Raw genomic sequence first — 22,228 nt, 5'->3', positions numbered from 1 at the left:
GGTCCCTTTTTTTTAATGATCAGGCAGAGTTCCTGCCCGCATTGACAATCCCGTAAACGGTTCTTATCGCTAGTTTCTCATAGGCCTGATGTGCCTGTTCAGTTAGTTCATGCTGCAGTTTCTCTAAAGCATAATGCTGGATCAGCACCAGAGGAAGTACAATTTTTTCGCGCACAGCGATAGATCTCTTCTCTACCGGATAGTTTTCCATCAGCACGGTATGACCTGCCAGTTTTAACAGCATTTCTTTCGAACGCTCATATTCGTCACGAAGCATATTCCAGAAATCACCAAATACAGGGTCTTTGCCAAAATAAGCCGTAATAGAAAAATCAGTTTTGCTCATTGACATCATACAGTTGTCAATGATAGTTTTAAAATAACCTGATTCCTGATAGGTTTTACGGATTTTCTCCCAGTTACCCGAGGCTTCCTGGTTTTTTAAAGCCGTACCGATTCCATAAAAACCAGGGATATTCTGTTTAAGCTGGCCCCAGGCAGTTACAAAACTGATCGCCCGGAGATCTTCCAGGCGTAATTTTTCACCCGAACTTCTTTTGACCGGCCTGCTGCTGATCGTGATTTTAGATAATAAACTCAATGGAGAGAAACGCTCCAGGTATTCTAAAAACAGCGGGTGTTTACGCAGGCTTACAAAAGCATCAAAACTATCTTTGGCCATTACATTTAAGACTTCCTGGTGCACTGTATCGAGTAAAATATTATGTTTTTCCTTCAGTCCCGAAGAAATACCGGCATTGATCAGCTGCTCCATGTTAAAGCTCGCACTGTCAATAGAGCCGTACTGTGAGCTGATAGTTTGCCCCTGTATGGTCAGCTGGATATTTTTGTTTGCGATTTCCTTACCCATAGAAGCATAAAAACGATGCGTTTTACCGCCTCCTCTTGAAGGGGGGCCTCCACGGCCGTCGAAAAATGCCAGGCGGATATGATGTGCCGTCGAGGTAGCCGTTAAGGCCACCTTGGCGTTAAAAATAGACCAGTTGGCCATTAAATAACCACCATCCTTTGTACTATCCGAGAAACCGAGCATAATATCCTGCTTATTCCCCCTGCTTTCGAGGTGCTTCCTGTAAAAAGGATGCGTATACAATCGTTCCATGATTTCCGAAGCACCTTCCAGATCGTTCACTGTTTCGAATAATGGGACAAAATCTATGTTCAGTTCTTTCTCATCCCACCCGTTCCATAAAAACAATTCCATTAGCTGGAGGATATCACTTGCCTGCTGACAATTACTGATAATATAGCGGTGGCAGGCCAGTTCACCATTCTGCTGTTGTATTTCCCTGAGTTCTGCAATCGTCTGTAAAGTATCATCAGTGAGCGAATCAGCATCCCCCGGATAATTAACCCTGGCGTTCTTGAAAGAAAGATGTTGTATTTTTTCTTCTTCACTTAAGGAGTCATAGTTCTCAGGAAAAAGAGAGTTGATTGGTTTAAATTTTCTGCAGTAAGCATGGACATCGCGCAGTACCCTGCTGTCCTGCCTGATATCCAGAGAAGCAAAATGGCAGCCAAACAGCCCGACCTTACGCAGCAGATCATCCACCAGGCCGGCAAACAGACCATCGTGGAATTCTATCAGCGTATCTTTAATTTTATTCAGGTTTTCGATCAGGAAAGAAGAAATATTCTCAGGGGTGATATTCGTATCAAAGGCATTTTTATACAGGATATCCTGTACTTTATAGACCGTTTCTTCAACTCCTCTGAAAGTAATCCTGCGTTTCAGGTTCCGGAAATCCCGGTAATAACAGCGGAACAGGATCTGACGCAGCATTTTGGAAACCTGTACGGTATCCTTTGCATGTACATTAGGATTGCCGTCCCTGTCACCTCCAGGCCAGAAACCCAGTTCTATGACTTTTTTAGTTGGGATATTATATTCTTCAAGGCTGCTGTCTATTTCGGACTGTATGTTGGCTGCAGCGAAATAAAATACATTTTCCAGGTACCAGGTCAGACTGAGAGCCTCATCTACCGGTGTCGGCGATTTTTTATTAAAGAAAGGCGTTTTCCCGAGTTGCTGGAGTAGCTGATTGATCGTGTTGATGTCATTGATTTTTATCGCTGAGGTCAGATCGTTAATAATCGACAATACACTGCCAGGATAAAACTGTGTAGGGTGTGCGGTCAGGACCAGGCGGAGAGAAAAATCTTCTATCAGCTGAGCTGTTTTTTCATGCAGTTCCGTATTAAATTCACTCTTTCTCAGCAGAGATCTCAGTGAACTCTGATCTTCTGCAGTATTTAATTTGTTAAAAGAGGCATCTTCTACGGCGTCAAATAAAACAACCTGACGTTCAATGTATTGAATAAACCGGAACAATAAGTCAACAATATCCTTGGGATCCGTCGCCTGGGTATACCGGTCAAAAAAGGTCTTAATAATCTCTGCCGGAGTTTCAAGGTTTTTCACTCCATCATCACAATGTTTAATAAAAAGGGGTAACAATGTACCGGTATCCTTGATTTTATAAAAAGGGAGGGTTAGGAACAGGCTGTTGTAAAGCTCAAATCTGGAGACAACTTCATTGTTGAAAATTGATTCTCGCTGTCCTGTAACTCTTAGTTTCTGCGTCATATCAAAGGGGGCTTTTTTCGAGCTTAAGCTACGGAAAAATGACGGGAAGAGCTATACAATAATGTTAATAAATTTATTTTGCATTTAATAACAAATAACTATAAATTGCTTTCATTAAGGTTTTTTAACTCTTTTAAAAGTATAAGCATTTGTTGTGTGTAGCGACATTGTCTTTTTTGTAAACAAAACAGGCTGCCCGGGAGGACAGCCTGTTTTTGTTTTACAGTAATTTTTAGTGAACATCCACCGGTACATTCACGTTCTTTTTGAATTTTTGCAGGTAAAGAAGCGGAATAGAACATAACAGAACCAGACCAACTAACCAGTAAGCATCGCTATAAGTTAATAACAGCGCTTGCTTGGTTACAGTACCATCAATAGCTTTCATTGCCATTGTCTTAGCGTCAAGTAAACTATACCCTTTGGACATGAAATTCCTGATAAAAGCATTCAGTCTGTCTGTAAATGCCGGGTTATATTCATTGACATTAGCCAGTAAATTACTTCTGTGGAAGCCCTGACGGGTATGGATCATGGTTGTTAAAGCCGCAATACCAAATGACCCGCCCAGTTGTCTCATCATGTTGTTTAATCCTGAACCTTGCCCTACTTCTGCACCTTTCAGATCCTGAATAGCCAGTGTTGTTAACGGAACAAACAACAGGGCCATACCAATACCCCTGATGACCAGAGGCAGGAAGAAATCTCCGGTTCCCGAAGAAAGGGTTGATTTACTTAACATATTACAGAACACAAAGAACAGGAACATACCGATTGTGGCCATAAACTGTGCAGGGATTCCTTTTTTGAGGAATATACCAATAAATGGCATCATCAGAATGGTACAGATCCCGCCCGGGAACAACAGCTCTCCGGTTTGAAGAGGAGAGAAGCCCAGTAAATTCTGACAGAATACAGGGAATACGAATACAGATCCATATAATCCGAAACCAAGGATAAATGAAGTGAACATCCCGATAGAGAAACTTCTGTGACGCATAATCTTGAAGTTTACAATCGGGTGGTCTGTAGACATTTCACGCCAGATAAACAGCAGCAGACCAATTACAGAAGCTACCGCTAAGAACGTGATATATCCTGTTGCGAACCAGTCTTCGCTTTCTCCTTTTTCCAGTACTGTCTGTAAACTTCCTACAGCAATCGCCAGTAATGCAATACCCCACCAGTCGACAGGTAGACCCTGCCCGTCCCTCGGCGTCTTTCGAATGTACGTTATAGTACAGTACGCGGCGAGAATTCCGACCGGAATGTTTACATAAAATATCCATGGCCATGAACTGATATCCAGAATATACCCCCCGATAGTAGGACCCACAGTCGGGCCTACTACGGCACCTAATCCAAATAAAGCGGTGGCTATACCAATATCTTCACGGGGCCAGGTTTCTATCAGAATTGCCTGTGCAGTAGAGATTAATCCACCACCTGCTATCCCTTGTAAAATACGGAACATGACCAGTTCACCTAATGAAGTTGCGTTACCGCAGAGAAAAGAGGCTATTGTAAAGACAATGATGGAAGTAAGAAAATAATTTTTACGCCCGAAACGGCTGCCCAGCCAGCCCGACATGGGCAGGACAATTACATTCGCAACGGCATATCCGGTTGATAACCAGGCTACATCCTCGAGGGTTGCACCCAGGTTACCCTGAATTTGTGGTAAAGCCACGTTCACAATAGTGGTATCAATCAGCTCCAGTAGAGAAGCTGTGATCACTGTGAACGTGATTATCCATTTTTTAAAACCATGCTCGGCCATTTTTTTTAATCTTTTGTAGTTACAGAAACTTTCACACTCATACCCGGACGTAGTTTATCCAACATTTCTTTTGAGGCTTTAAGTTTGATTTTAACAGGTACGCGCTGAACAACTTTAACGAAGTTACCTGTAGCATTGTCAGGAGGCAGTAATGAACCTTTAGCACCAGTTACGGGAGAGAAGTTATAAACTTCACCTGCAATTTTCTGGTCAGGGAAAGCATCCACTTCAACCTCAACTTTTAAACCAGCACGGATATCTTCTAATTGTGTTTCTTTAAAGTTTGCAGTTACATAAAGGCTGTTTTCATTCACAATAGAGAATAAAGACTGTCCTGCCTGGATTAACTGTCCTTTTTGTATACTTTTCTTAGAAACGATACCAGTTGCAGGTGCTTTGATGTCTGTATAAGATAACTGCAGTTTAGCGAAGTCAACATCCGACTGATGTTGTGATACACTGTTGCTGCTTACTGCAAGCTGCGATTTCGTTGTGCCGATTTGTTTCAGGGCAACAGTATATTGATCCTGAGCTGCGTTGTAAGCTGCCTGTGCAACATCTCTTGTCGCTTTAGCCTGGTCAAACTGTTGTTGTGTAATAGATCCGTCTTTAATCAGGTTAGCATAACGGTCAAAGTCTTTCTGTGCCTGCCATAATTTTACTTTTGCAGATTCAATATTTGCTTTAGCTGTTCCTGTGTTGGCAGAAGTTGCAATGATTTGTGATTCAGAAACGCCAACGCCAGCATCCGCACCTTTCTGGCCCGCCATAGCTTGTTCCAGTTTCACTTTAAAGTCTCTGTCATCTAAAGTAACCAGCGTCTGGCCTTCAGTTACTTTTGTGTTTTCTTCAAATTTGATCTCATTTACATAACCACCAACACGTGCAACTACCGGACTGATATCTCCATCAATCTGTGCATCATCGGTATCTACATGGTTACGGTAATACATATATTCTTTTACGCCAAAGATGGCGCCTATAACTATCAGCACGGCTAATATTATAGGGACAATTTTACTTTTCTTTTTAGTTTCGATTGTCGGTTCCGTTGTCGATTCTGTTGTCATTACTAGATGGATTATGATATTATTGAGAAATTTTTCCTGTTGATTTTAATAAAGTATAGTAGGCGAGGCCTGCATCGGCTTTTGCCAGTTCCAGATTGATTTTGGCCTGGTATAAAAGCGTTTCAGCATCAATTCTGTCAATCGCAGAAGCTACATTGTTTTTGTATTTTGATTCGAGTAACCTGTCGTTTTCAGTAGCCTGGTCGATAGAGGTTTCCAGTACCTTAATTTTGTTTTTGGCTACAATGTAAGTCTGGTAATTTTTGTTAATCTCAGTTTTCACATTATCTGACTGAATATCTTTCTGGAGAACAATACTCTTCTGCTGAACTCTTGCCTCGGTTATCTTATGTTTATTGGTCCATAATGTGCCGATGTTCCATGAAAGGGTCGCGCTTGCAGTCATAGGCAGGATATAGTCATGAGACTTAGGAAGCAAACTTCCGTTAGGGTTGATGTAATATACATCTGCACCTATACCAAATGTTGGCGTAGCATTCGCTTTAACCGTTTTAATGTCTATTTCGGCAACTTGATTACGGAGGTCAAGTTCTCTTAATTCCTGACGGGAAGCTAAAGCCTGATCAATATAAGTATTCAATGAGGCTACCTCTTTCTGACCGGTTGACGGATCAGTGATATCAATTTCAGTATCTTCAGGTAAGCCTAAAAGGATATCAAGATTGTAATTGATGATCTTACGATTGCTTTCGATATCCAGGTCAGTCAGGGTGATATTTGCCTGTTGAAGCTGGAATCTCAGTACATCATTTTTCGTCACAATCCCCTGTTCAAAAAAGCGTTGAGATTGTTTTAGCTGACTGGCTACAGCGGCTAAATTTTGCGCAACAACCTTTTTACTCTGGGCCACTTTATATAATGAATAATAAGTGTCGATAACTGCATACGTTACTTCTTCCTGGTTTTTATCTGCATCCAGACGGGCAACATCAGCGAGTAATTTAGTGCTCTGTCTTGCATACCTCATCTTGCCACCACCATAAACCAGCTGTTGTACCGATGCGGTACCTACAAAGGCATCAGCACGTTTAGGAAGGAAAATAGGACTGCCACCGTCTAAAACCAATTGGTTAGCCGGAATTTCAGCATGATTGTACATCACACTTGCTTTGGCGGTTGGGAGAGCGTTGTCTTTAGTGACATCCAGCTTAGCCATCGCCTCGTCAATTTTATTCTGAGAAAGCTTTAAGTTCTTGCTGTTTTCTATCCCTAACTGAATCGCCTCCTGCAACGTCAGTTTTTTGATGTTCTGTGCATAGAGCATGCCTGGCAGCAGGAGAGCGAAGCAACTCATTTTAATTGTTTTGTGTATCATTTTTGGGGTGTTAAATAGGTGGTGACCAGATCTTTCAGATGTGTGATGAGGCGGTCGGTTAAAATCTCTTTGTCTTTTGGAATGGTAATGTCTAAAATAGATCCTTCAGTTATTTTAGAAGGCATAGTGGCAACACTGCTGATTGTCCCCATAATAGTGGCGATCAGCATTCGGATGTCAACAGGTTTAAATGCACCGGATGCAATCCCATCGAGGATGATGGTTTCAATCAGCTGCATATTTCCTGACATCGCGTCTTTTAATTTGAAACACATTTCCGGGCGCTGTGCTAACGAAAGCTCCCTGTGCATCATCTTATGAAAGGGGATGTCAGAGAGAATACGTCTGGTATATCCTTCAATTACTTTAATTAATTTTTCCAATGGCTGAATATTATCCTCATTGATACTAATTAACTGTGCTTTGAAACCTGTAATTCTCTCGTTGATTACTTCCAGGAAGACACCTTCTTTCGACCCGAAGTAATAATTGATCATAGACATATTAGCACCTGATTCCCTTGCAATCAGGCGGGTAGAAGTACCTTCATATCCCAGCTCAGAAAATAGTTCCTGGGCAGCGATTAAAATGCTATTTCTTTTATCTGGCTTTTCCATTTTTGATTTGATGGGTCAAAATTAATCAATCGATTGATTGATTTTGAAAAGAAATAATGATTTTAATCACAATTTACACATTTCTGACAATAAGAAGAGTACATTATTTTTGATAAAAGGCTGAATCCTTTCTATTTTAAAATAAATCAATACCTTTGGTTCATCAATTTTTTTAACATGACTAAAGTAGAAAACAAGAAAAGTTTTGATTGGGTTTATGGCGTTTTAGGCCTTGTATGTGGAATTGCAACAGCAGCAGTGATCTCAGGTAGTTTCTTATGGTCACTATTTGGTGGAGTCCTGGGACTGATTACAGGCGCTGTTTTTGTTAACTCTGTTGTCAAAGGACGTAAATACTAATAATTTCATTATATATGAAAAAGCTCAATCTGTTAATTGTAATGGCATTATTTGCCTTTGCCGTTCAGGCCCAGGAAGTTAAATTCCCGGCTTTGGATACCAGCCCTGCGGATATTTCTTATTATCCTGTTAATGCAGCCAAGGTAAAAAAGGGGGATAACTCTTCTCCGCTGATTAAAGTCGTTTATTCAAGACCTTCCCTTAAAGGACGTGAGATCTTTGGTAAACTGGAGCCTTTCGGGCAGGTATGGAGAGCAGGAGCAAATGAAAGTACAGAGATCAGGTTTTTTAAACCGGTAACTATCGGAAAACAGGAAATTCCTGCCGGTACCTACAGTTTATTTGCGATCCCGGAAAAAGATAGCTGGACTGTGATTATCAATAAACAGACTGACCGTTGGGGAGCTTATACCTATGACCAGAGTAAAGACGTAGTACGGGTAACTGTACCAGTTAAACCTTTGTCATCTGTTGTAGAAGCCCTGGCGATTACTTTTACACCAAATGCATCCGGAGCTAACTTAATTATTGCATGGGACAAAACTTCGGTTGAAGTTCCGGTAACGATAAAATAATATTTACGCTGTAAATTGGATTATAAAAAAGAGGGAGACTTATTAGTCTCCCTCTTTTTTATGCCCGTTTTTTTCTGAATATGCTATCTATACAAATGAGGCCTATCAGGAGATCTATAAATAGAAATATTCTGATTGAAAAAGGGGTAATGAAAGGTTCTATATTTAATGTGGGCAGGGTCCATTTAGCGACTGTAAACTGAACATTAGAAACCGCATAAACCAGAACAGAAACCAATGCCAGGATAAAGAACGAGGCAATGCCCAGGATAATCTTATGGTCTATCTTTGTTTTTAAGGAAACGGGTTGTATTTCCAGTTTCACCTGTTCCATGACATTTCTGGTAAAAGACATGGAGGGTTCTTCCAGCTCTATCGTTTCCATTTGCTGATGAACCGCAAACAGTTCCTGATAAACTGACTGATATGTCGCATCCGTAGCTATTTTATGCCCGATAGCGGCTTTCTGACCAGAATCAAGGTTCCCGTCAATATAATCCCAAATTTGTTCCTCTATACTCATCATATCAATTCTTTAACTTCATCCTTTAACAAATATTGCAGTTTTTCTTTTAACCTGGCTCTTGCCCGATGGAGTTTTACTTTAATGGTTTTTGCCTCTATACTTAAAACTCCGGCCATTTCTTCCAGACTCTGTTCTCCTTTATAGAATAACGTAATAATCATAGCATCATCAGGTGACAAAAGTGAAATTGCCTGATTTAAATACACATGACCTGATTTCTTTTCTATAGACTCAGCAGTATAACTGGAAATATGGTTTTCGGGCTGGATCGGGCTTTCGTCTTCATCTAAAGATAAGGTAGCCAGCTTTTTCTTCCTTAGATGAGTCATCGCCGTTGTATAAGTTATGGTATACAACCAGGTCGAGAATTTAGAAGTCTGCCTGAATGTGCCTAAAGCACGATAGGCTTTCACAAAACAATCCTGTGCGACTTCCTCAGCATCTTCCCTGTTTTTAGTGAAACGTAAAGCTAAAGTAAAGACAAAGCGCTGATGACGCTTTACCAGTTCGGTATAAACCGCGGTATTGCCTTCCAGTACTGCCGTAATTAAAGCTAAATCTGTTTCTTGCTGCTGCATCTGTAGCTAGGACGCCTGCCTGCAGGAATAGGTTACAGCAATTTTAAAATAATTAGTGACTGCCTCCGGCAAAGAACTTTAAGCCCAGAATAGAACCAATCAGCGTTGCAATGAAAAAGATACGCCAGAAGTTGGCTGGCTCATCAAAATAGAGGATTCCTATAATAACTGTTCCTACCGCTCCTATACCTGTCCATACGGCGTAAGCAGTACCCATAGGTAAAGACTGGGTGGCTTTATTCAGAAATAAAAAGCTTAAAGTGATACAAATAAAAAAGGCAACACTCCATTTGAGGTTGGTAAAGTTATTGGAAAGTTTAAGGCTGGTTGTAAAGCCAACTTCAAATAATCCCGCGATAATCAAAATGATCCAGTTCATAATTTATTAATTTGAGACAAAAGTACGGCTTGTGACCGGGGCGTCTTTTTACAAATGTTAAAAAATGAAATTGTTATCTGACTTCGGCCCTGATTCTGCTTAAGGTAACTTGTGTAACCCCTAAATAAGACGCAATATGGCCCAGAGGGATTCGCTGAATAAGTAGTGGATCGGTTTGCAGGAGATCAATATAACGTTCCTTGGCGGGCTTAAACAAGCGGCCAATATAAGATTCTTCGGTTTTGATCAGAATGAGTTCGGCCAGTTTTCTTCCCCAGTTAGCCAGTTCGGTATGTGTATTATACAATTGTTCCAGCGCCTCAGTTTTAAGTTCGTATAACAGGCAGTCTTCCAGCAGTTCTATCGATTCATAACCGGGCTTATTATTCACATAACTATGGTAAGAAAGAATAATATCCCCTTCCATACCGAACCAGAAGGTGATACGGTTATCTCGTCCATCAACATAAGCACGCGCTACACCTGTTTCAATAAAATACAAAGAACGTTCTACCTTATCAGCTTTAATAATCAAATGGTTTTTGGGCAATTCAACAACTGACAGTTCCTGAAGAAGCAGGTTTAAATGCTGTTCTTTTAAAGGATAGATGTTTTTTATAGTTTCAAGCGTGTTTTGCAAAGTGATGTTGGTTTAAGAAAAAAAATGCTGGCTGGTGTAACCTGATTGTAAATCATGTTGTCGTAGTATCATAACACATATAAAACAGCGTATTCACATTTAAAATTATAAAAATATGGAATTTTTAGTCCCAATTACCTTATTCATTTGCGGATTCGCGATGATTTTTGGAATCAGATATTTAATGAGCAAAGAAAGAATGGCCTTAATAGAGCGTGGCATCAATCCAAATGAAGGTGCTTCTGCCCCAAAACCTTTTCTTAGTCTCAAGTTCGGTTTATTACTGGTCGGTCTGGGTTTAGGTTTTCTGGTCTCTTTAATAGGCACTATTAGTTTCAACCTGCATTCAGATCAGGAAGTGGCCGTATATTTTGGCTGTATCGCCATCTTTGGCGGATTGGGTTTGATCTGTTCTTATGCCATTGAGAAGAAATGGCTCGATCAGCAGGAACTAAAACAAAAACACTGATCTTCAGCTGGCAGGGGACTTGGGAATGATAGCTACAGTTAAACGGCTGATACAATTCATTTTTCCTCTGTCATCGTAAATTTTGATCTCCCAGACATGGGTTTTTGCGCCCTTGTGCAGAGATTTACAGATTCCGGTTACTTTTCCACTTTTAACCGGACGTAAATGATTGGCATTAATTTCGAGCCCTACTGCCTGAAAAGATTCGGGATCTATACACATATAGGAAGCAATACTTCCCAGGGTCTCTGCAAGCACAACAGAGGCCCCTCCGTGTAATATGCCGGCTGGCTGATGTGTGCGCTCATCCACAGGCATCGTTCCAGTTACCCAGTCTTCACCAATTTCGGTGAATTGGATATCCAGTAAGCCGCCCAGATGATTTTTAGGCCTGTTATTAAGTTGTTCGGGAGTAAATTCGGTAAACCAGATCATAGGTATCTGTCTTTAATGATTTGAGTATGATGGGCAACATGGCCTGCAATGACATACAGCAGGGCACGAACAGAGATTTGTCTCTCAGAAGCTGTTCCGCTGCGGTTTAATTCGTGCTCATTCAGCGACTGGAATAAATAGAGGTTTGCTTTTCTCAGCAATCTGAACTCTCCGGTAAGACTCTCGAGGTCGCGGTCTGCAAAATGTGCATTGGCTACATAGTCATCTTCCTCAAAACCAGGGAGCTCACTTTTTTCTCCGCGGGCAAAACAGGTCAGGCGGTAAACCAAGATCCTTTCGGTATCGATGATATGACCAGTCATCTCTTTGATGGTCCATTTTCCCGGCGCATAAGTATAATCTGCTTTTGCGGTCAGTCCAGAGACGAAATCAGGGAATTCATCAGACTGGCGATGTAATACGTCCATCACATCACCACTTATCTTTTCAATGTAGTTTACTGCCCATACAGGGTACTCGTTAGGTTGAGGTCGGTTCATAAGTAATACTGCTTTTCAGGATGATACGAAAAGTGGTGCCTTTGCCTAATTCAGAGTCTTTGACAAAGATCTGACCACTATGATAATTTTCAACAATACGTTTAGTCAAAGATAATCCTAATCCCCAGCCCCTTTTTCTGGTGGTATATCCCGGCTGAAAAACAGCATCGAATTTAGATCTGGGAATACCTTTTCCTGTATCAGAGACGTCAATATATACTTCTTCCTTAGCTAAATGTTCAATAATGTTAACGGTAATGTTGCCTTCATTTTCAATCGCATTTGCGGCATTTTTAAGCAGGTTTTCAATCACCCAGTCAAACAGCGGGATATTCAGTAAGGCACGGACCTGATCATCGCCCGTAATCTTAAAGACAACCTTGTCCGATGTTCTCAGCTGGAAATACTGAATGAAGTTGCTGATTACCGTATAGACCACATGATCTTCCAGTACAGGTTTGGACCCAATTTTAGAAAACCTGTCAGTAATAACCTCCAGTCTTTTAATATCATTTTCCATTTCTGCGATCAGCGGATCGTCTTCTGCATTAAAACGCGATTTCATCAGCTCAACCCAGGCCATTAAAGATGAAATGGGGGTACCCAGCTGGTGCGCGGTTTCTTTGGCCATTCCGACCCATACCTGATCCTGTTCGGCCCTCCTGGCCGAGCTGAAAGCAACATAAGCCGTCAGTAAAAACAGGGCGATAACTCCCAGTTGTATAAAAGGGAAATACCTGAGCTGTGTTAAAATAAAAGAGTCCTTGTGATAAATATGCCAGATTTTACCATCCATACCAATGATAGGCGTGCCTGGGTGCTGTAACTTCATCTGTCGCAGTTCCCTTTCAAAATAGGCAGGATCGTATCTTTTTGTCGGCTGTTTATCCAGTACGTAGTTGGTTTTAGTTGAGTCGAGGCCCTGATAGGCAGTAATAGTCCCGTCCCCCCCGGTGATGATAACCGGAAGTTTGGTGTTTTGTATAATCGTACCGATCAGGTCGGTAAAACGTTCATCATCATACATCACCAGAGATTGTTCGGTTACTTTTACATATAACTGAAACTGAACCTGTTCTTCCCGTTCCATTTTTTTTACAAAAAAATCACTGTAGAACACCGATGCGGTCCCGATTACAATCGCAAAAATAAGTAGGAAGAACTTCCAGCGGCGCTTTTTTTCGTATGGATTCATAGAATATGGAGGCAAAATACAAAATAGCATTCAAAAAGATATCAATTGAACGGCAAGCGTTTAAAAAATATATCTTTGTGGATCATAATATGGAAAAGAAAGTTAGAGTAAGATTTGCGCCCAGTCCGACAGGGGGCCTTCATTTAGGTGGTGTACGCACGGCCTTATTTAATTATTTATTTGCCAAAAAACACAATGGTACTTTCATCCTGCGTGTCGAAGATACCGATCAGACCCGTTTTGTTGAAGGTGCAGAAGAATATATTGTCTCCTGCCTGGCCTGGTGTGGCATTCAGGCAGATGAAAGTCCTCAGGTTGGTGGTGAGTATGCTCCATACCGTCAGAGTGAACGTAAATCTACCTATAAACAATATGCAGAGCAGCTGATCAATGACGGTTTTGCTTATTATGCTTTTGATACCCCCGAAGAACTGGATGTGAAACGGAAAGAAATTCCTAATTTCCTGTACGGACAGACATCGAGAATGGGTATGAGAAACTCACTGACCCTTTCTTCTGAAGAAGTAGATGCGCTCCTTAAAAATAATACTCCCCATGTTGTCCGTATCAAAATGCCTGAAAACGAGCATGTCTCATTTGTGGACATGATCCGTGGACTGGTTAGTTTTGACACGAATCTGGTAGATGATAAAGTGCTTTTAAAAGCAGATGGAATGCCGACCTATCACCTGGCTGTAGTTGCCGATGACAGGGCGATGAAAATCAGTCATATTTTCAGGGGAGAAGAATGGTTGCCTTCGGCACCTGTTCATATCTTATTATGGAAATATCTGGGATGGGAAGATGAAATGCCAAACTGGGCACACTTACCCCTTATCTTAAAACCGGATGGAAATGGAAAACTGAGCAAACGTGATGGTGACCGTTTAGGTTTTCCGGTTTATGCACAGAACTGGACAGACCCTAAAACCGGTGATATGACCAAAGGTTTCAGAGAGTTAGGTTTTATGCCTGAGGCTTTTGTAAACCTGCTGGCTATGTTGGGCTGGAATGACGGGACAGATCAGGAGCTTTTCTCTATGGCCGAACTGATCGATAAATTTTCTGTGGAAAGAATCAGTAAAGCTGGGGCCAAATTTGATTTTGAAAAGGCCAAATGGTATAACCATGAATGGATTAAACATACAGATGCAGCAGATTTGCTGGATATAGTAAAACAGGAGTTTTCAGCTAAAGGAATTGATTTAACGGATGATAATTTTGCATTAAAAGTTATCGGTCTGATCAAAGACAGATGTAACCTGCTGACTGATTTCGTGGCGCAGAGTGAATATTTCTTTAAGGCACCGGTCGAATATGATCTTCCGGCTGTAAAAAGTAAATGGACTGCTGAGAAAGCAGATTTTTTCAACGCCTATCTGCCGGCAATCGAAGACGGGTTTACGACTTTGGAACTGGAAGAGAAATTTAAGTCCCTGGCAACTGAACACAATCTGAAACCGGGAGAACTGATGTTGCCTTTCCGCATCATGCTGGTTGGTGGCAAATTTGGTCCTGGGGTATTTGATATTGCGGTAACCTTAGGCTCGGCCGAGACTAAAGAGCGGATTTTAGCGGCATTAGCTGCTTTTGCATAGCTATTTCTAATCCGGTACAACAATCGGATTAGAAATTTGTTATAAAGATCAACGCAAAAAAATATGAAGTGGTTCGGTAAGACTAGTGATAATGTAGAAGACGCAAGGGGTGTCCCGGCCGGCAGAACGATGCTGGGTGGGGGTATTGGCCTGATTGTAATTATAGTAGGTCTGTTTTTTGGTACTGATCTTACCGGATTGGTTTCACAGCTGCCATTGGATAACCAGGCTCAGACCCAGGTGGTTAAAAGTAACCCCAATGACCCTGGAATCAAATTTGTCGGAGATGTTCTTGCTTCTACCGAGCAGGTCTGGGATGATCAGTTCAGTAAAATGGGCAGAACATATGAGCATCCTAAACTCCATGTTTTTACAGGCAGTACCACATCTGCCTGTGGTGGTGCTGACGCAGCCGTAGGACCCTTTTACTGTCCCGGAGATCACAAAGTATATATAGACCTGAGTTTTTATCAGGAACTGAAAGACCGTTTTGGTGCTGCCGGCGAGTTTGCCCAGGCTTATGTCATTGCCCACGAGGTAGGTCATCATGTCCAGAATTTACTGGGTATATCAGAAAAGTTACAACGTGCCCGTGGATCTTTATCTGAAAAGGAATACAATAAACTTTCTGTAAAACTGGAGCTGCAGGCAGATTTTTTCGCCGGTCTGTGGGCTAATCGTGCACAGAAATTTAAAGATTTTCTACTTGAACCAGGAGATCTGGAAGAAGCCCTGAATGCTGCTAATGCAATCGGAGATGATAAACTGCAGAAACAGACCCGGGGAGAAGTTGTTCCGGATGCCTTTACCCATGGGACTTCTGCACAGCGGGTCTATTGGTTTAAAAAAGGATTTGATACCGGGGATATTAACCAGGGTGATACTTTTAATAGTTCCCAGCTTTAGCGGTAAACCCGTGATATCGCCGCAATACCCGGCTTAAGCAAAATAAATTCTCTATTTTGCATAAATTTTGAATGCTATTGCCCCCCAGAATGGGAATAGCGAATAGTTGATTCTTATTTATTCATTATAATGATCCTGATAGTAGATGATACACCAGAGAATCTGATCTCTTTAAAAAAGGTTCTCGAAAGACATAATTTTGAAGTAGATACAGCCTCCTCGGGCGAGGAAGCACTCAGAAAAGTCCTTAAAACAGCTTATGTATTAATCATTCTGGATGTTCAGATGCCGGGTATGGATGGATTTGAGGTTGCAGAAGCAATCGCAGGATATAGCAAAGCTAAAGAAACTGCTATTATATTTTTATCAGCAGCGAATACTGAACTGAACTTTATAACCAAAGGTTACTCTTCCGGAGGACTGGACTATATTACCAAACCCGTAGATATTAATATTCTCTTGTTGAAAGTGAAGACGTTTTACCGGATTTACGAGCAGAGCAGGAAATTAATAGAAATCCAGAAAACACTGCTGGAGGAGATAGAAACCAGGAAAAGAGCTGAAAGAAAAAAAGACGAATTTATCAGTATTGCCAGTCACGAATTAAAAACACCGCTGACCAGTGTCAAGGGCTATGTACAGTTATTGGAAAGAAGTGTAGATAAAGGGGATATTCCAACAGTTAAGAAACACCTGGTAAAGGCCCAGTTACAACTGGATAAATTAAATGACCTGATTGCCGATCTGCTGGATATTTCTAAAATTGAAAGCGGTAAACTGAAATTCAATAAAAAATACTTTAACCTGAATGTGCTGCTGGACAGCATTATAGAAATTATCCATCAATCTAACCCGGAATTTAAGATTACCAAAACGGGCCATGTTCCTGAAGAGATTTTTGCAGATGAAATGCGTATTGAGCAGGTTGTGGTGAATTTCCTGACCAATGCAATCAAATATGCCCCGGGAACCAATGAAGTACACCTGACTGTAAAAGCAGAAGATGCCCGGGTAACTGTGGCTGTACGGGATTTTGGTATTGGGATTCAGCCCGAGCAGCAAAAGAGCGTTTTCGATAAATTCTACAGAGTAGAAGAGACATCTATCCATTTCCAGGGCTTGGGGATCGGTTTGTATATTTCGGCCGAGATTATAGAGCGGCATGGCGGAACTGTAGGGGTGAATAGTACTTTAGGAGAAGGGTCTGAATTTTATTTCAATATCCCTGTAATTTCAATAACTGAAACAGATTAACATATTTCCTTTTTATGATGCAAAGAACATTGAAAAATAACCTGCGTTTTGGTCTGGGGTTATCTTTATTACTGCTTTTTATCAGTTCTGCGGCTTCTTATGTCAGTATCAGTAACCTGATTAAAAACTCAAAACTGGTTTCACATAGTCATTCCATTATTACGAATACCGATGGCATTTTATCTACTCTGAAGGACGCAGAAACAGGACAGCGTGGTTTTCTGTTGACGGGAGATGAGGTTTTTCTGGATCCCTATAAAGGAGCTAAAGCGGCTGCTATTTTATTGCTGGATACCGTACAGGAACAGACTACAGATAATCCTGAACAACTGGCCAATATCAGTAAACTGCGGGAAATTATTGAAGGAAGGTTAAATATCCTGGAGAAAACTATTGAGATTAAAAGGAGAGGTGGATCTGTGAGTACCGGTGAGTTACTGATTGGCAAAGAATATATGGATAAGGCCAGGAAAGTGATTAAAAGGATGCAGATCGAAGAACAGAATTTATTGGACGTGCGTACTGCGAATCAGAATAAACTGGCTGGTTATACCCCCGTTTTAATTCTCTTTGCTGCTTTGATGGCCTTTTTAATTACCATATTCTTTTACCGGAGAGTATCATCCGATTTCAATGTCAGAGTTAAGCTACAATTACAACAGGAAGAGACAAATAAAGAAATTGAACGAAGAATACAGGTGATCCAGGATCTTGCAGGACAGATTTCAAAGGGGAACTATGAGATCAGGCTGGATGAAGAGGCGAAAGATGATTTAGGCCGCTTAGGTGGATCATTAAACGCAATGGCCGAATCTTTGAATTACTCCTTTACCTTACTGGGAGATAAGGAATGGCTTCAGACTGGCATTGCCAATCTGAATGATCAAATGGTTGGGGAAAAGAATCTGGATACCTTAGCCCATGACGTTTTAGAGACTATAATTCAACATACTGGTGCACAGGTAGCGGCCTTTTATTTGCTGGAAGAAGACCGTTTGCTGCATCTGACCGGAAGTTATGCCCTGGAGGAAGACCAGAGGAAACAAATTCTGAAACAGGGAGAGGGATTAGTGGGGCAGGTATTGAAATCTGGTAAACAGATTCTGCTGAATGATATCCCTGAAGGAGAGATGACCATCAGTTATGCCGCAGGAAACACCAGACCAAAAAATATTGTTGCTGTTCCGGTGATCAGAAACAAGCGTGTTGTTGGGGTGATGGAACTTGGTTCCATGAATACCTTCAGTCCTTTACAGTTAGATTTCTTTAATACAATATCTGAGAATATTGGGGTAGCTGTGTATGCTGCCCAGAACCGGAAGAGGTTACAGGATTTTCTGGAAGAAACGCAGGCACAGGCTGAAGAACTTCAGGCACAACATAGTGAGCTGGAAGGCCTGAATGCAGAGCTGGAAGCCCAGACACAAAAAATACAGACTTCTGAAGAAGAGCTCCGCGTACAGCAGGAAGAACTTTTGCAGAGTAATCAGGAGCTGGAAGAAAGAACAACCTTACTGGAAGAGAAAAACCAGCTGATTCATGAACATAACCTCGAAATCCAGCAAAAATCAGAGCAACTGGAACAGAGTACAAAATATAAATCCGAATTCCTGGCTAACATGTCCCATGAGTTAAGGACGCCATTGAATTCTATCCTGCTGCTTTCTAAATTAATGTCAGAAAATGAAAGCCTTGACCCCGAATATGTAGAGTACGCAGAAGTCATCCAGAGTTCCGGTCAGGGATTGTTAGGCCTGATTGATGAAATTTTAGATCTATCGAAGATTGAGGCCGGTAAGATGAAGCTGGAACTAACGGATGTCAGCCTGAACGAGGTGTCTTCAGATATGCGTTCCCTGTTTAATCCGATTGCGAAAAACAAAAATCTGGACTTGCGAATTAACATAGAAGGGGATAACCTTACCCTTTATACAGATAAAATGCGTCTGGAGCAGATTTTGAAGAATCTGCTTTCCAATGCGATTAAGTTTACCAGTAAAGGAAGTGTAACACTGGATATCAGTAACGACAGTAAACAAAGATTGCTGCTTTTCAAAGTGACAGATACGGGCATTGGTATTCCGGCGGCTAAACAGGGACTGGTATTTGAGGCCTTTCAACAGGCAGATGGCTCTACCAGGAGAAAGTTTGGCGGTACAGGACTGGGGCTGTCCATCAGCCGTGAGCTTGCAAAATTACTGGGTGGTGAAATTGAACTGACCAGCACCGAGCATAAAGGCAGTACTTTTCTGCTTTCCCTGCCTGTAGACGGTATTGCTGCCGAGTTGGAAGAGGAGATTTACGCGACTGCAGATTACAAAGCCGAGCCGGTAAAAGAGCCTGCTTTAACGATATTACCAGAGCGGTTTACGGTTGACCGTATCCCACAGGAAATTGAAGATGACCGTGAAAATATTGTTAAGGGGGATAAAGTTATCCTGATCATTGAAGACGACACAGCATTTGCGAAAACACTGCTGAGTTTTACCCGTAAGCGGAATTATAAAGGCATTGTAGCAGTCAGAGGTGATATCGGCATTGATATGGCCAACCACTTTAAGCCATTAGCCATATTGCTGGATATACAATTACCCATTAAAGATGGATGGCAGGTCATGGAGGAGCTGAAAGCGAATCCGGCAACCAGACCTATTCCGGTTCATATTATGTCTTCTCTGGAGGTGAAAAAAGAGAGTTTGTTAAAGGGTGCTGTTGATTTTATCAATAAACCGGTAGCCCTGGAGCATATGAAACAGATCTTCCAGAAACTGGAAGATGCACTGAGCCGCCATCCTAAAAAAGTATTGATTGTTGAGGAAAACGAACAGCATGCCAAGGCACTCAGTTATTTTCTGAGTAACCATGATATACAGACCGAGGTAGTCAATAATGTATCCCAGAGTGTAGATGCCCTGCATAAAAAAGAAGTGGACTGTGTCATTCTGGATATGGGTATCCCGGATAAAAACGCCTATCTGACTCTCGAGACGATTAAAAAAAGCGAGGGACTGGAGAACCTTCCTATTATCATTTTTACAGGAAAGAATCTGTCTCAGGGAGAAGAGCGCAGAATTAAACAATATGCAGATTCTATCGTAGTCAAAACGGCACATTCGTATCAGCGGATTCTGGATGAAGCAGGTTTGTTCCTGCATCTGGTGGAGGAGAAATCGGGGGAAAGCAAGTCTAAAAAGGCAAGCGAAGGTCTGGGTGGTTTATATGAAGTGCTGAATAATAAGACCGTATTGATTGCGGATGACGATGTAAGAAACATCTTTTCCTTAACCAAAGCCCTGGAGCAGCATAAGATGAAAGTACTGGCTGCTACAGACGGTAAAGAAGCATTACAATTGCTGAAAGAGAACCCATCTGTAGATATTGTACTAATGGATATGATGATGCCGGAGATGGACGGATATGAAAGTACCAAAGAGATTAGAAAAATAAATGCGTTGAAACATTTGCCTGTATTGGCTGTTACTGCGAAGGCAATGATGGGAGACAGAGAAAAATGTATAGCTGCGGGTGCATCTGACTATATTTCCAAGCCAGTTGATGTAGACCAGCTGATTTCTCTATTGCGGGTATGGCTCTATGATAAAAATTAAAAAGGAATACGTTTTAAGGTATGGAAACGCAAAAAAAAATATTGATCATCGATGACGATAACAGGAATATCTTTGCTTTAAAAGCAGTCCTGAAAGCTAAAGGGTATCAATGTCTTTCTGCCATCAGTGGAGAGGATGGTTTACAGCTGTTAGAAGAACAGAAAGATATCGCAGTAGTGCTGATGGATATGATGATGCCTGGTATGGATGGCTATGAAGCAATGGCTAAAATGAATATACATCCGGTTTTAAAAGAAATTCCGGTAATTGCAGTTACTGCACAGGCTATGCTGGGTGACCGGGAGCGCTGTCTGGATGCAGGTGCAGTAGGTTATGTCTCTAAACCAATTAATGTAGATAGCTTAACAGATTTACTGATGAAATATATTTAAATGAATCAGGAACTGGTTGTGATTAGTGATGAGCAAGTTGAAATTTTACTGGGAGACCTGCTGGAATATTATGGGTATGATTTTACCGGTTATTCCAAGGCTTCTATCAAACGGAGAATACTCCGGTTATACGGATTGGATAAACAACTTAGTTTCGCCGAATTCAGGTATAAGATAAATAACGATACGGCTTATTTTAAAAGGTTTGTAGAGCAAATTACGGTAAATGTAACAGAGATGTTCAGAGACCCGGGTTTCTTTAAGACATTGCGGGATACGGTGCTTCCAAAGCTGGGTACTTATCCTTTAATCAGGATATGGCTGGCCGGCTGTTCAACAGGAGAGGAAGCCTATTCTGTCTCTATTATCCTGAAAGAACTGAACTTGCTGCATAAATCACTTATTTATGCCACAGATATCAATCCGGCAGTACTGGAAAAGGCAGGACAGGGTATGTTTGCGATGAGCCAGATGAAACAATATTCTGAAAACTATATTCAGTCGGGAGGCACCAAAGATTTCTCCAGTTATTATACGGCAAATTATTCGCTGGCAAAATTCAGTGATGAATTAAAAAGCAGGATTATCTTTTCTACACATAATCTGGTCTCAGATCATTCGTTTAATGAATTTCAGCTCATTCTTTGTCGCAATGTACTGATCTATTTTGACCGTGACCTGCAGCATAAAGTGCTCAGTCTTTTTGATGAAAGTCTGGAAGGTTTGGGTTATCTTGCTCTCGGAAGTAAAGAAACACTTGACTTTTCCCCGCTGGCACGTAATTATAAAAGGGTTCCCGGAGAAAAAATCTGGAGAAAGGTAAGCTAATGAATAAATGTGATGCGCTCATTATCGGAGGATCGGCCGGAAGCCTGGATGTACTGTTGAAAGTATTGCCAGAGCTTAATCCTGCGCTCAGTTTTCCGATAATTATTGTAGTTCACAGAAAACATGGGGCAGATTCCCTGTTGCCCGAATTACTGGCCGGAAGAACCAGTCTGATTGTTAAGGAAATAGATGAGAAAGAGCCGATCCTGGCCGGAACAATCTATGTGGCTCCTTCAGATTATCATACATTAATTGAAAAGGACAGGAGTTTTTCGCTGGATTGTTCAGAAAAAATAAATTACTCCCGGCCGGCAATCGATGCTACTTTTCAGACTGCAGCCGAAGTTTACCGTGACAAATTAGTCTGTTTATTGCTCTCAGGGTCAAATGCAGACGGGGTAAACGGATTAATCAGTGTTAAAGCCTGGGGTGGAACAACGGTCATCCAGGACCCGCAGACAGCGCAGGTCGCCTATATGCCTCAGCAGGCAGCTAACTTTGCTAAAATAGATTACACTTTAGCCATAGAAGCTATGGCAGAATTCATAAATTTGCTCTCTTAAACTTTACTGGT

General features: G+C 41.4%; 22 protein-coding genes. 10 read left to right on the top strand and 12 right to left on the bottom strand.

The window, feature by feature from the left end; translation table 11 throughout:
* Positions 1-19: 19 nt before the first annotated feature.
* From HDF25_RS08195 to HDF25_RS08175, 5 genes are all read right to left on the bottom strand, one after another.
* Positions 20-2,608 carry a phosphoenolpyruvate carboxylase gene (locus tag HDF25_RS08195; RefSeq protein WP_184624261.1) on the bottom strand — a complete coding sequence of 863 codons (2,589 nt, stop codon included), beginning with the start codon at positions 2,606-2,608 and terminating at the stop codon, positions 20-22.
* A gap of 232 nt (positions 2,609-2,840) precedes the next feature.
* Positions 2,841-4,388: a DHA2 family efflux MFS transporter permease subunit gene (locus tag HDF25_RS08190; protein ID WP_184624260.1), complete on the bottom strand. Its 1,548-nt coding sequence runs from the start codon at positions 4,386-4,388 to the stop codon at positions 2,841-2,843.
* A gap of 5 nt (positions 4,389-4,393) precedes the next feature.
* Positions 4,394-5,458 (bottom strand): HlyD family secretion protein, encoded by a 1,065-nt coding sequence (locus HDF25_RS08185; RefSeq protein ID WP_184624259.1) that lies wholly within the window; start codon positions 5,456-5,458, stop codon positions 4,394-4,396.
* Between the two features lie 19 nt (positions 5,459-5,477).
* Positions 5,478-6,773, bottom strand: coding sequence for a TolC family protein (locus HDF25_RS08180; protein WP_317618190.1), 1,296 nt, complete (start codon positions 6,771-6,773; stop codon positions 5,478-5,480).
* A gap of 17 nt (positions 6,774-6,790) precedes the next feature.
* Positions 6,791-7,411: a TetR/AcrR family transcriptional regulator gene (locus tag HDF25_RS08175; protein ID WP_184624257.1), complete on the bottom strand. Its 621-nt coding sequence runs from the start codon at positions 7,409-7,411 to the stop codon at positions 6,791-6,793.
* A gap of 177 nt (positions 7,412-7,588) precedes the next feature.
* Here HDF25_RS08175 and HDF25_RS08170 point away from each other — a divergent pair, with 177 nt between their 5' ends.
* Together HDF25_RS08170 and HDF25_RS08165 are read left to right on the top strand one after the other, a co-directional pair.
* Entirely contained in the window at positions 7,589-7,771 is a 183-nt protein-coding gene (locus tag HDF25_RS08170; protein WP_184624256.1) for a hypothetical protein, read from the top strand.
* Positions 7,772-7,785: 14 nt separating this feature from the next.
* Entirely contained in the window at positions 7,786-8,346 is a 561-nt protein-coding gene (locus HDF25_RS08165) for a DUF2911 domain-containing protein (RefSeq protein ID WP_184624255.1), read from the top strand.
* A gap of 58 nt (positions 8,347-8,404) precedes the next feature.
* On the opposite strand, the gene HDF25_RS08160 is transcribed toward HDF25_RS08165, so the two are convergent.
* The 4 genes from HDF25_RS08160 to HDF25_RS08145 form a co-directional block, all read right to left on the bottom strand.
* Positions 8,405-8,872, bottom strand: coding sequence for a hypothetical protein (locus HDF25_RS08160; RefSeq protein WP_184624254.1), 468 nt, complete (start codon positions 8,870-8,872; stop codon positions 8,405-8,407).
* Positions 8,869-9,450: an RNA polymerase sigma factor gene (locus tag HDF25_RS08155; protein WP_184624253.1), complete on the bottom strand. Its 582-nt coding sequence runs from the start codon at positions 9,448-9,450 to the stop codon at positions 8,869-8,871. Before HDF25_RS08155 ends, HDF25_RS08160 begins: the two co-directional genes overlap by 4 nt.
* 52 nt (positions 9,451-9,502) lie before the next feature.
* Entirely contained in the window at positions 9,503-9,829 is a 327-nt protein-coding gene (locus tag HDF25_RS08150) for a DMT family transporter (protein ID WP_184624252.1), read from the bottom strand.
* 73 nt (positions 9,830-9,902) lie between these two features.
* Complete coding sequence (locus HDF25_RS08145) at positions 9,903-10,469, bottom strand: Crp/Fnr family transcriptional regulator (protein WP_184624251.1); 567 nt, start codon at positions 10,467-10,469, stop codon at positions 9,903-9,905.
* A gap of 115 nt (positions 10,470-10,584) precedes the next feature.
* On the opposite strand from HDF25_RS08145, the gene HDF25_RS08140 reads away from it, so the two are divergent.
* On the top strand, positions 10,585-10,938 hold the full coding sequence (locus HDF25_RS08140; protein WP_260409340.1) for a DUF6249 domain-containing protein: 354 nt from the start codon (positions 10,585-10,587) through the stop codon (positions 10,936-10,938).
* Positions 10,939-10,941: 3 nt separating this feature from the next.
* Here HDF25_RS08140 and HDF25_RS08135 read toward each other — a convergent pair whose 3' ends face one another.
* Genes HDF25_RS08135 through HDF25_RS08125 form a run of 3 tightly spaced genes read right to left on the bottom strand, consistent with a single transcriptional unit; the run spans position 10,942 to position 13,068 of the window.
* Positions 10,942-11,373, bottom strand: coding sequence for a hotdog fold thioesterase (locus HDF25_RS08135; protein ID WP_184624250.1), 432 nt, complete (start codon positions 11,371-11,373; stop codon positions 10,942-10,944).
* Positions 11,370-11,873 carry a DinB family protein gene (locus HDF25_RS08130; RefSeq protein ID WP_184624249.1) on the bottom strand — a complete coding sequence of 168 codons (504 nt, stop codon included), beginning with the start codon at positions 11,871-11,873 and terminating at the stop codon, positions 11,370-11,372. Before HDF25_RS08130 ends, HDF25_RS08135 begins: the two co-directional genes overlap by 4 nt.
* Positions 11,854-13,068, bottom strand: a complete 1,215-nt coding sequence (locus tag HDF25_RS08125) for a sensor histidine kinase (RefSeq protein ID WP_184624248.1) — start codon at positions 13,066-13,068, stop codon at positions 11,854-11,856. Before HDF25_RS08125 ends, HDF25_RS08130 begins: the two co-directional genes overlap by 20 nt.
* Before the next feature lie 89 nt (positions 13,069-13,157).
* Between HDF25_RS08125 and gltX the strand changes: the two genes are divergently transcribed.
* From gltX to HDF25_RS08090, 7 genes are all read left to right on the top strand, one after another.
* Complete coding sequence (gene gltX / locus HDF25_RS08120; RefSeq protein ID WP_184624247.1) at positions 13,158-14,666, top strand: glutamate--tRNA ligase; 1,509 nt, start codon at positions 13,158-13,160, stop codon at positions 14,664-14,666.
* Positions 14,667-14,729: 63 nt separating this feature from the next.
* Positions 14,730-15,572, top strand: a complete 843-nt coding sequence (locus HDF25_RS08115) for a neutral zinc metallopeptidase (RefSeq protein ID WP_184624246.1) — start codon at positions 14,730-14,732, stop codon at positions 15,570-15,572.
* Between the two features lie 129 nt (positions 15,573-15,701).
* Positions 15,702-16,826, top strand: coding sequence for a hybrid sensor histidine kinase/response regulator (locus tag HDF25_RS08110; protein ID WP_184624245.1), 1,125 nt, complete (start codon positions 15,702-15,704; stop codon positions 16,824-16,826).
* 17 nt (positions 16,827-16,843) lie between these two features.
* Positions 16,844-20,434 (top strand): response regulator, encoded by a 3,591-nt coding sequence (locus HDF25_RS08105; RefSeq protein WP_184624541.1) that lies wholly within the window; start codon positions 16,844-16,846, stop codon positions 20,432-20,434.
* 20 nt (positions 20,435-20,454) lie between these two features.
* On the top strand, positions 20,455-20,826 hold the full coding sequence (locus HDF25_RS08100) for a two-component system response regulator (RefSeq protein WP_184624244.1): 372 nt from the start codon (positions 20,455-20,457) through the stop codon (positions 20,824-20,826).
* Positions 20,827-21,654 carry a CheR family methyltransferase gene (locus HDF25_RS08095; protein WP_184624243.1) on the top strand — a complete coding sequence of 276 codons (828 nt, stop codon included), beginning with the start codon at positions 20,827-20,829 and terminating at the stop codon, positions 21,652-21,654.
* Positions 21,654-22,217: a chemotaxis protein CheB gene (locus tag HDF25_RS08090; RefSeq protein WP_184624242.1), complete on the top strand. Its 564-nt coding sequence runs from the start codon at positions 21,654-21,656 to the stop codon at positions 22,215-22,217. The genes HDF25_RS08095 and HDF25_RS08090 overlap by 1 nt, the downstream gene beginning before the upstream one ends.
* Positions 22,218-22,228 lie beyond the last annotated feature (11 nt).

This window comes from Pedobacter cryoconitis (assembly GCF_014207135.1).
GTDB classification, from domain to species: domain Bacteria; phylum Bacteroidota; class Bacteroidia; order Sphingobacteriales; family Sphingobacteriaceae; genus Pedobacter; species Pedobacter cryoconitis_D.
Note: the sequence above shows the minus strand (reverse complement) of the source record. Positions and strands in the feature narration are given on the sequence as shown.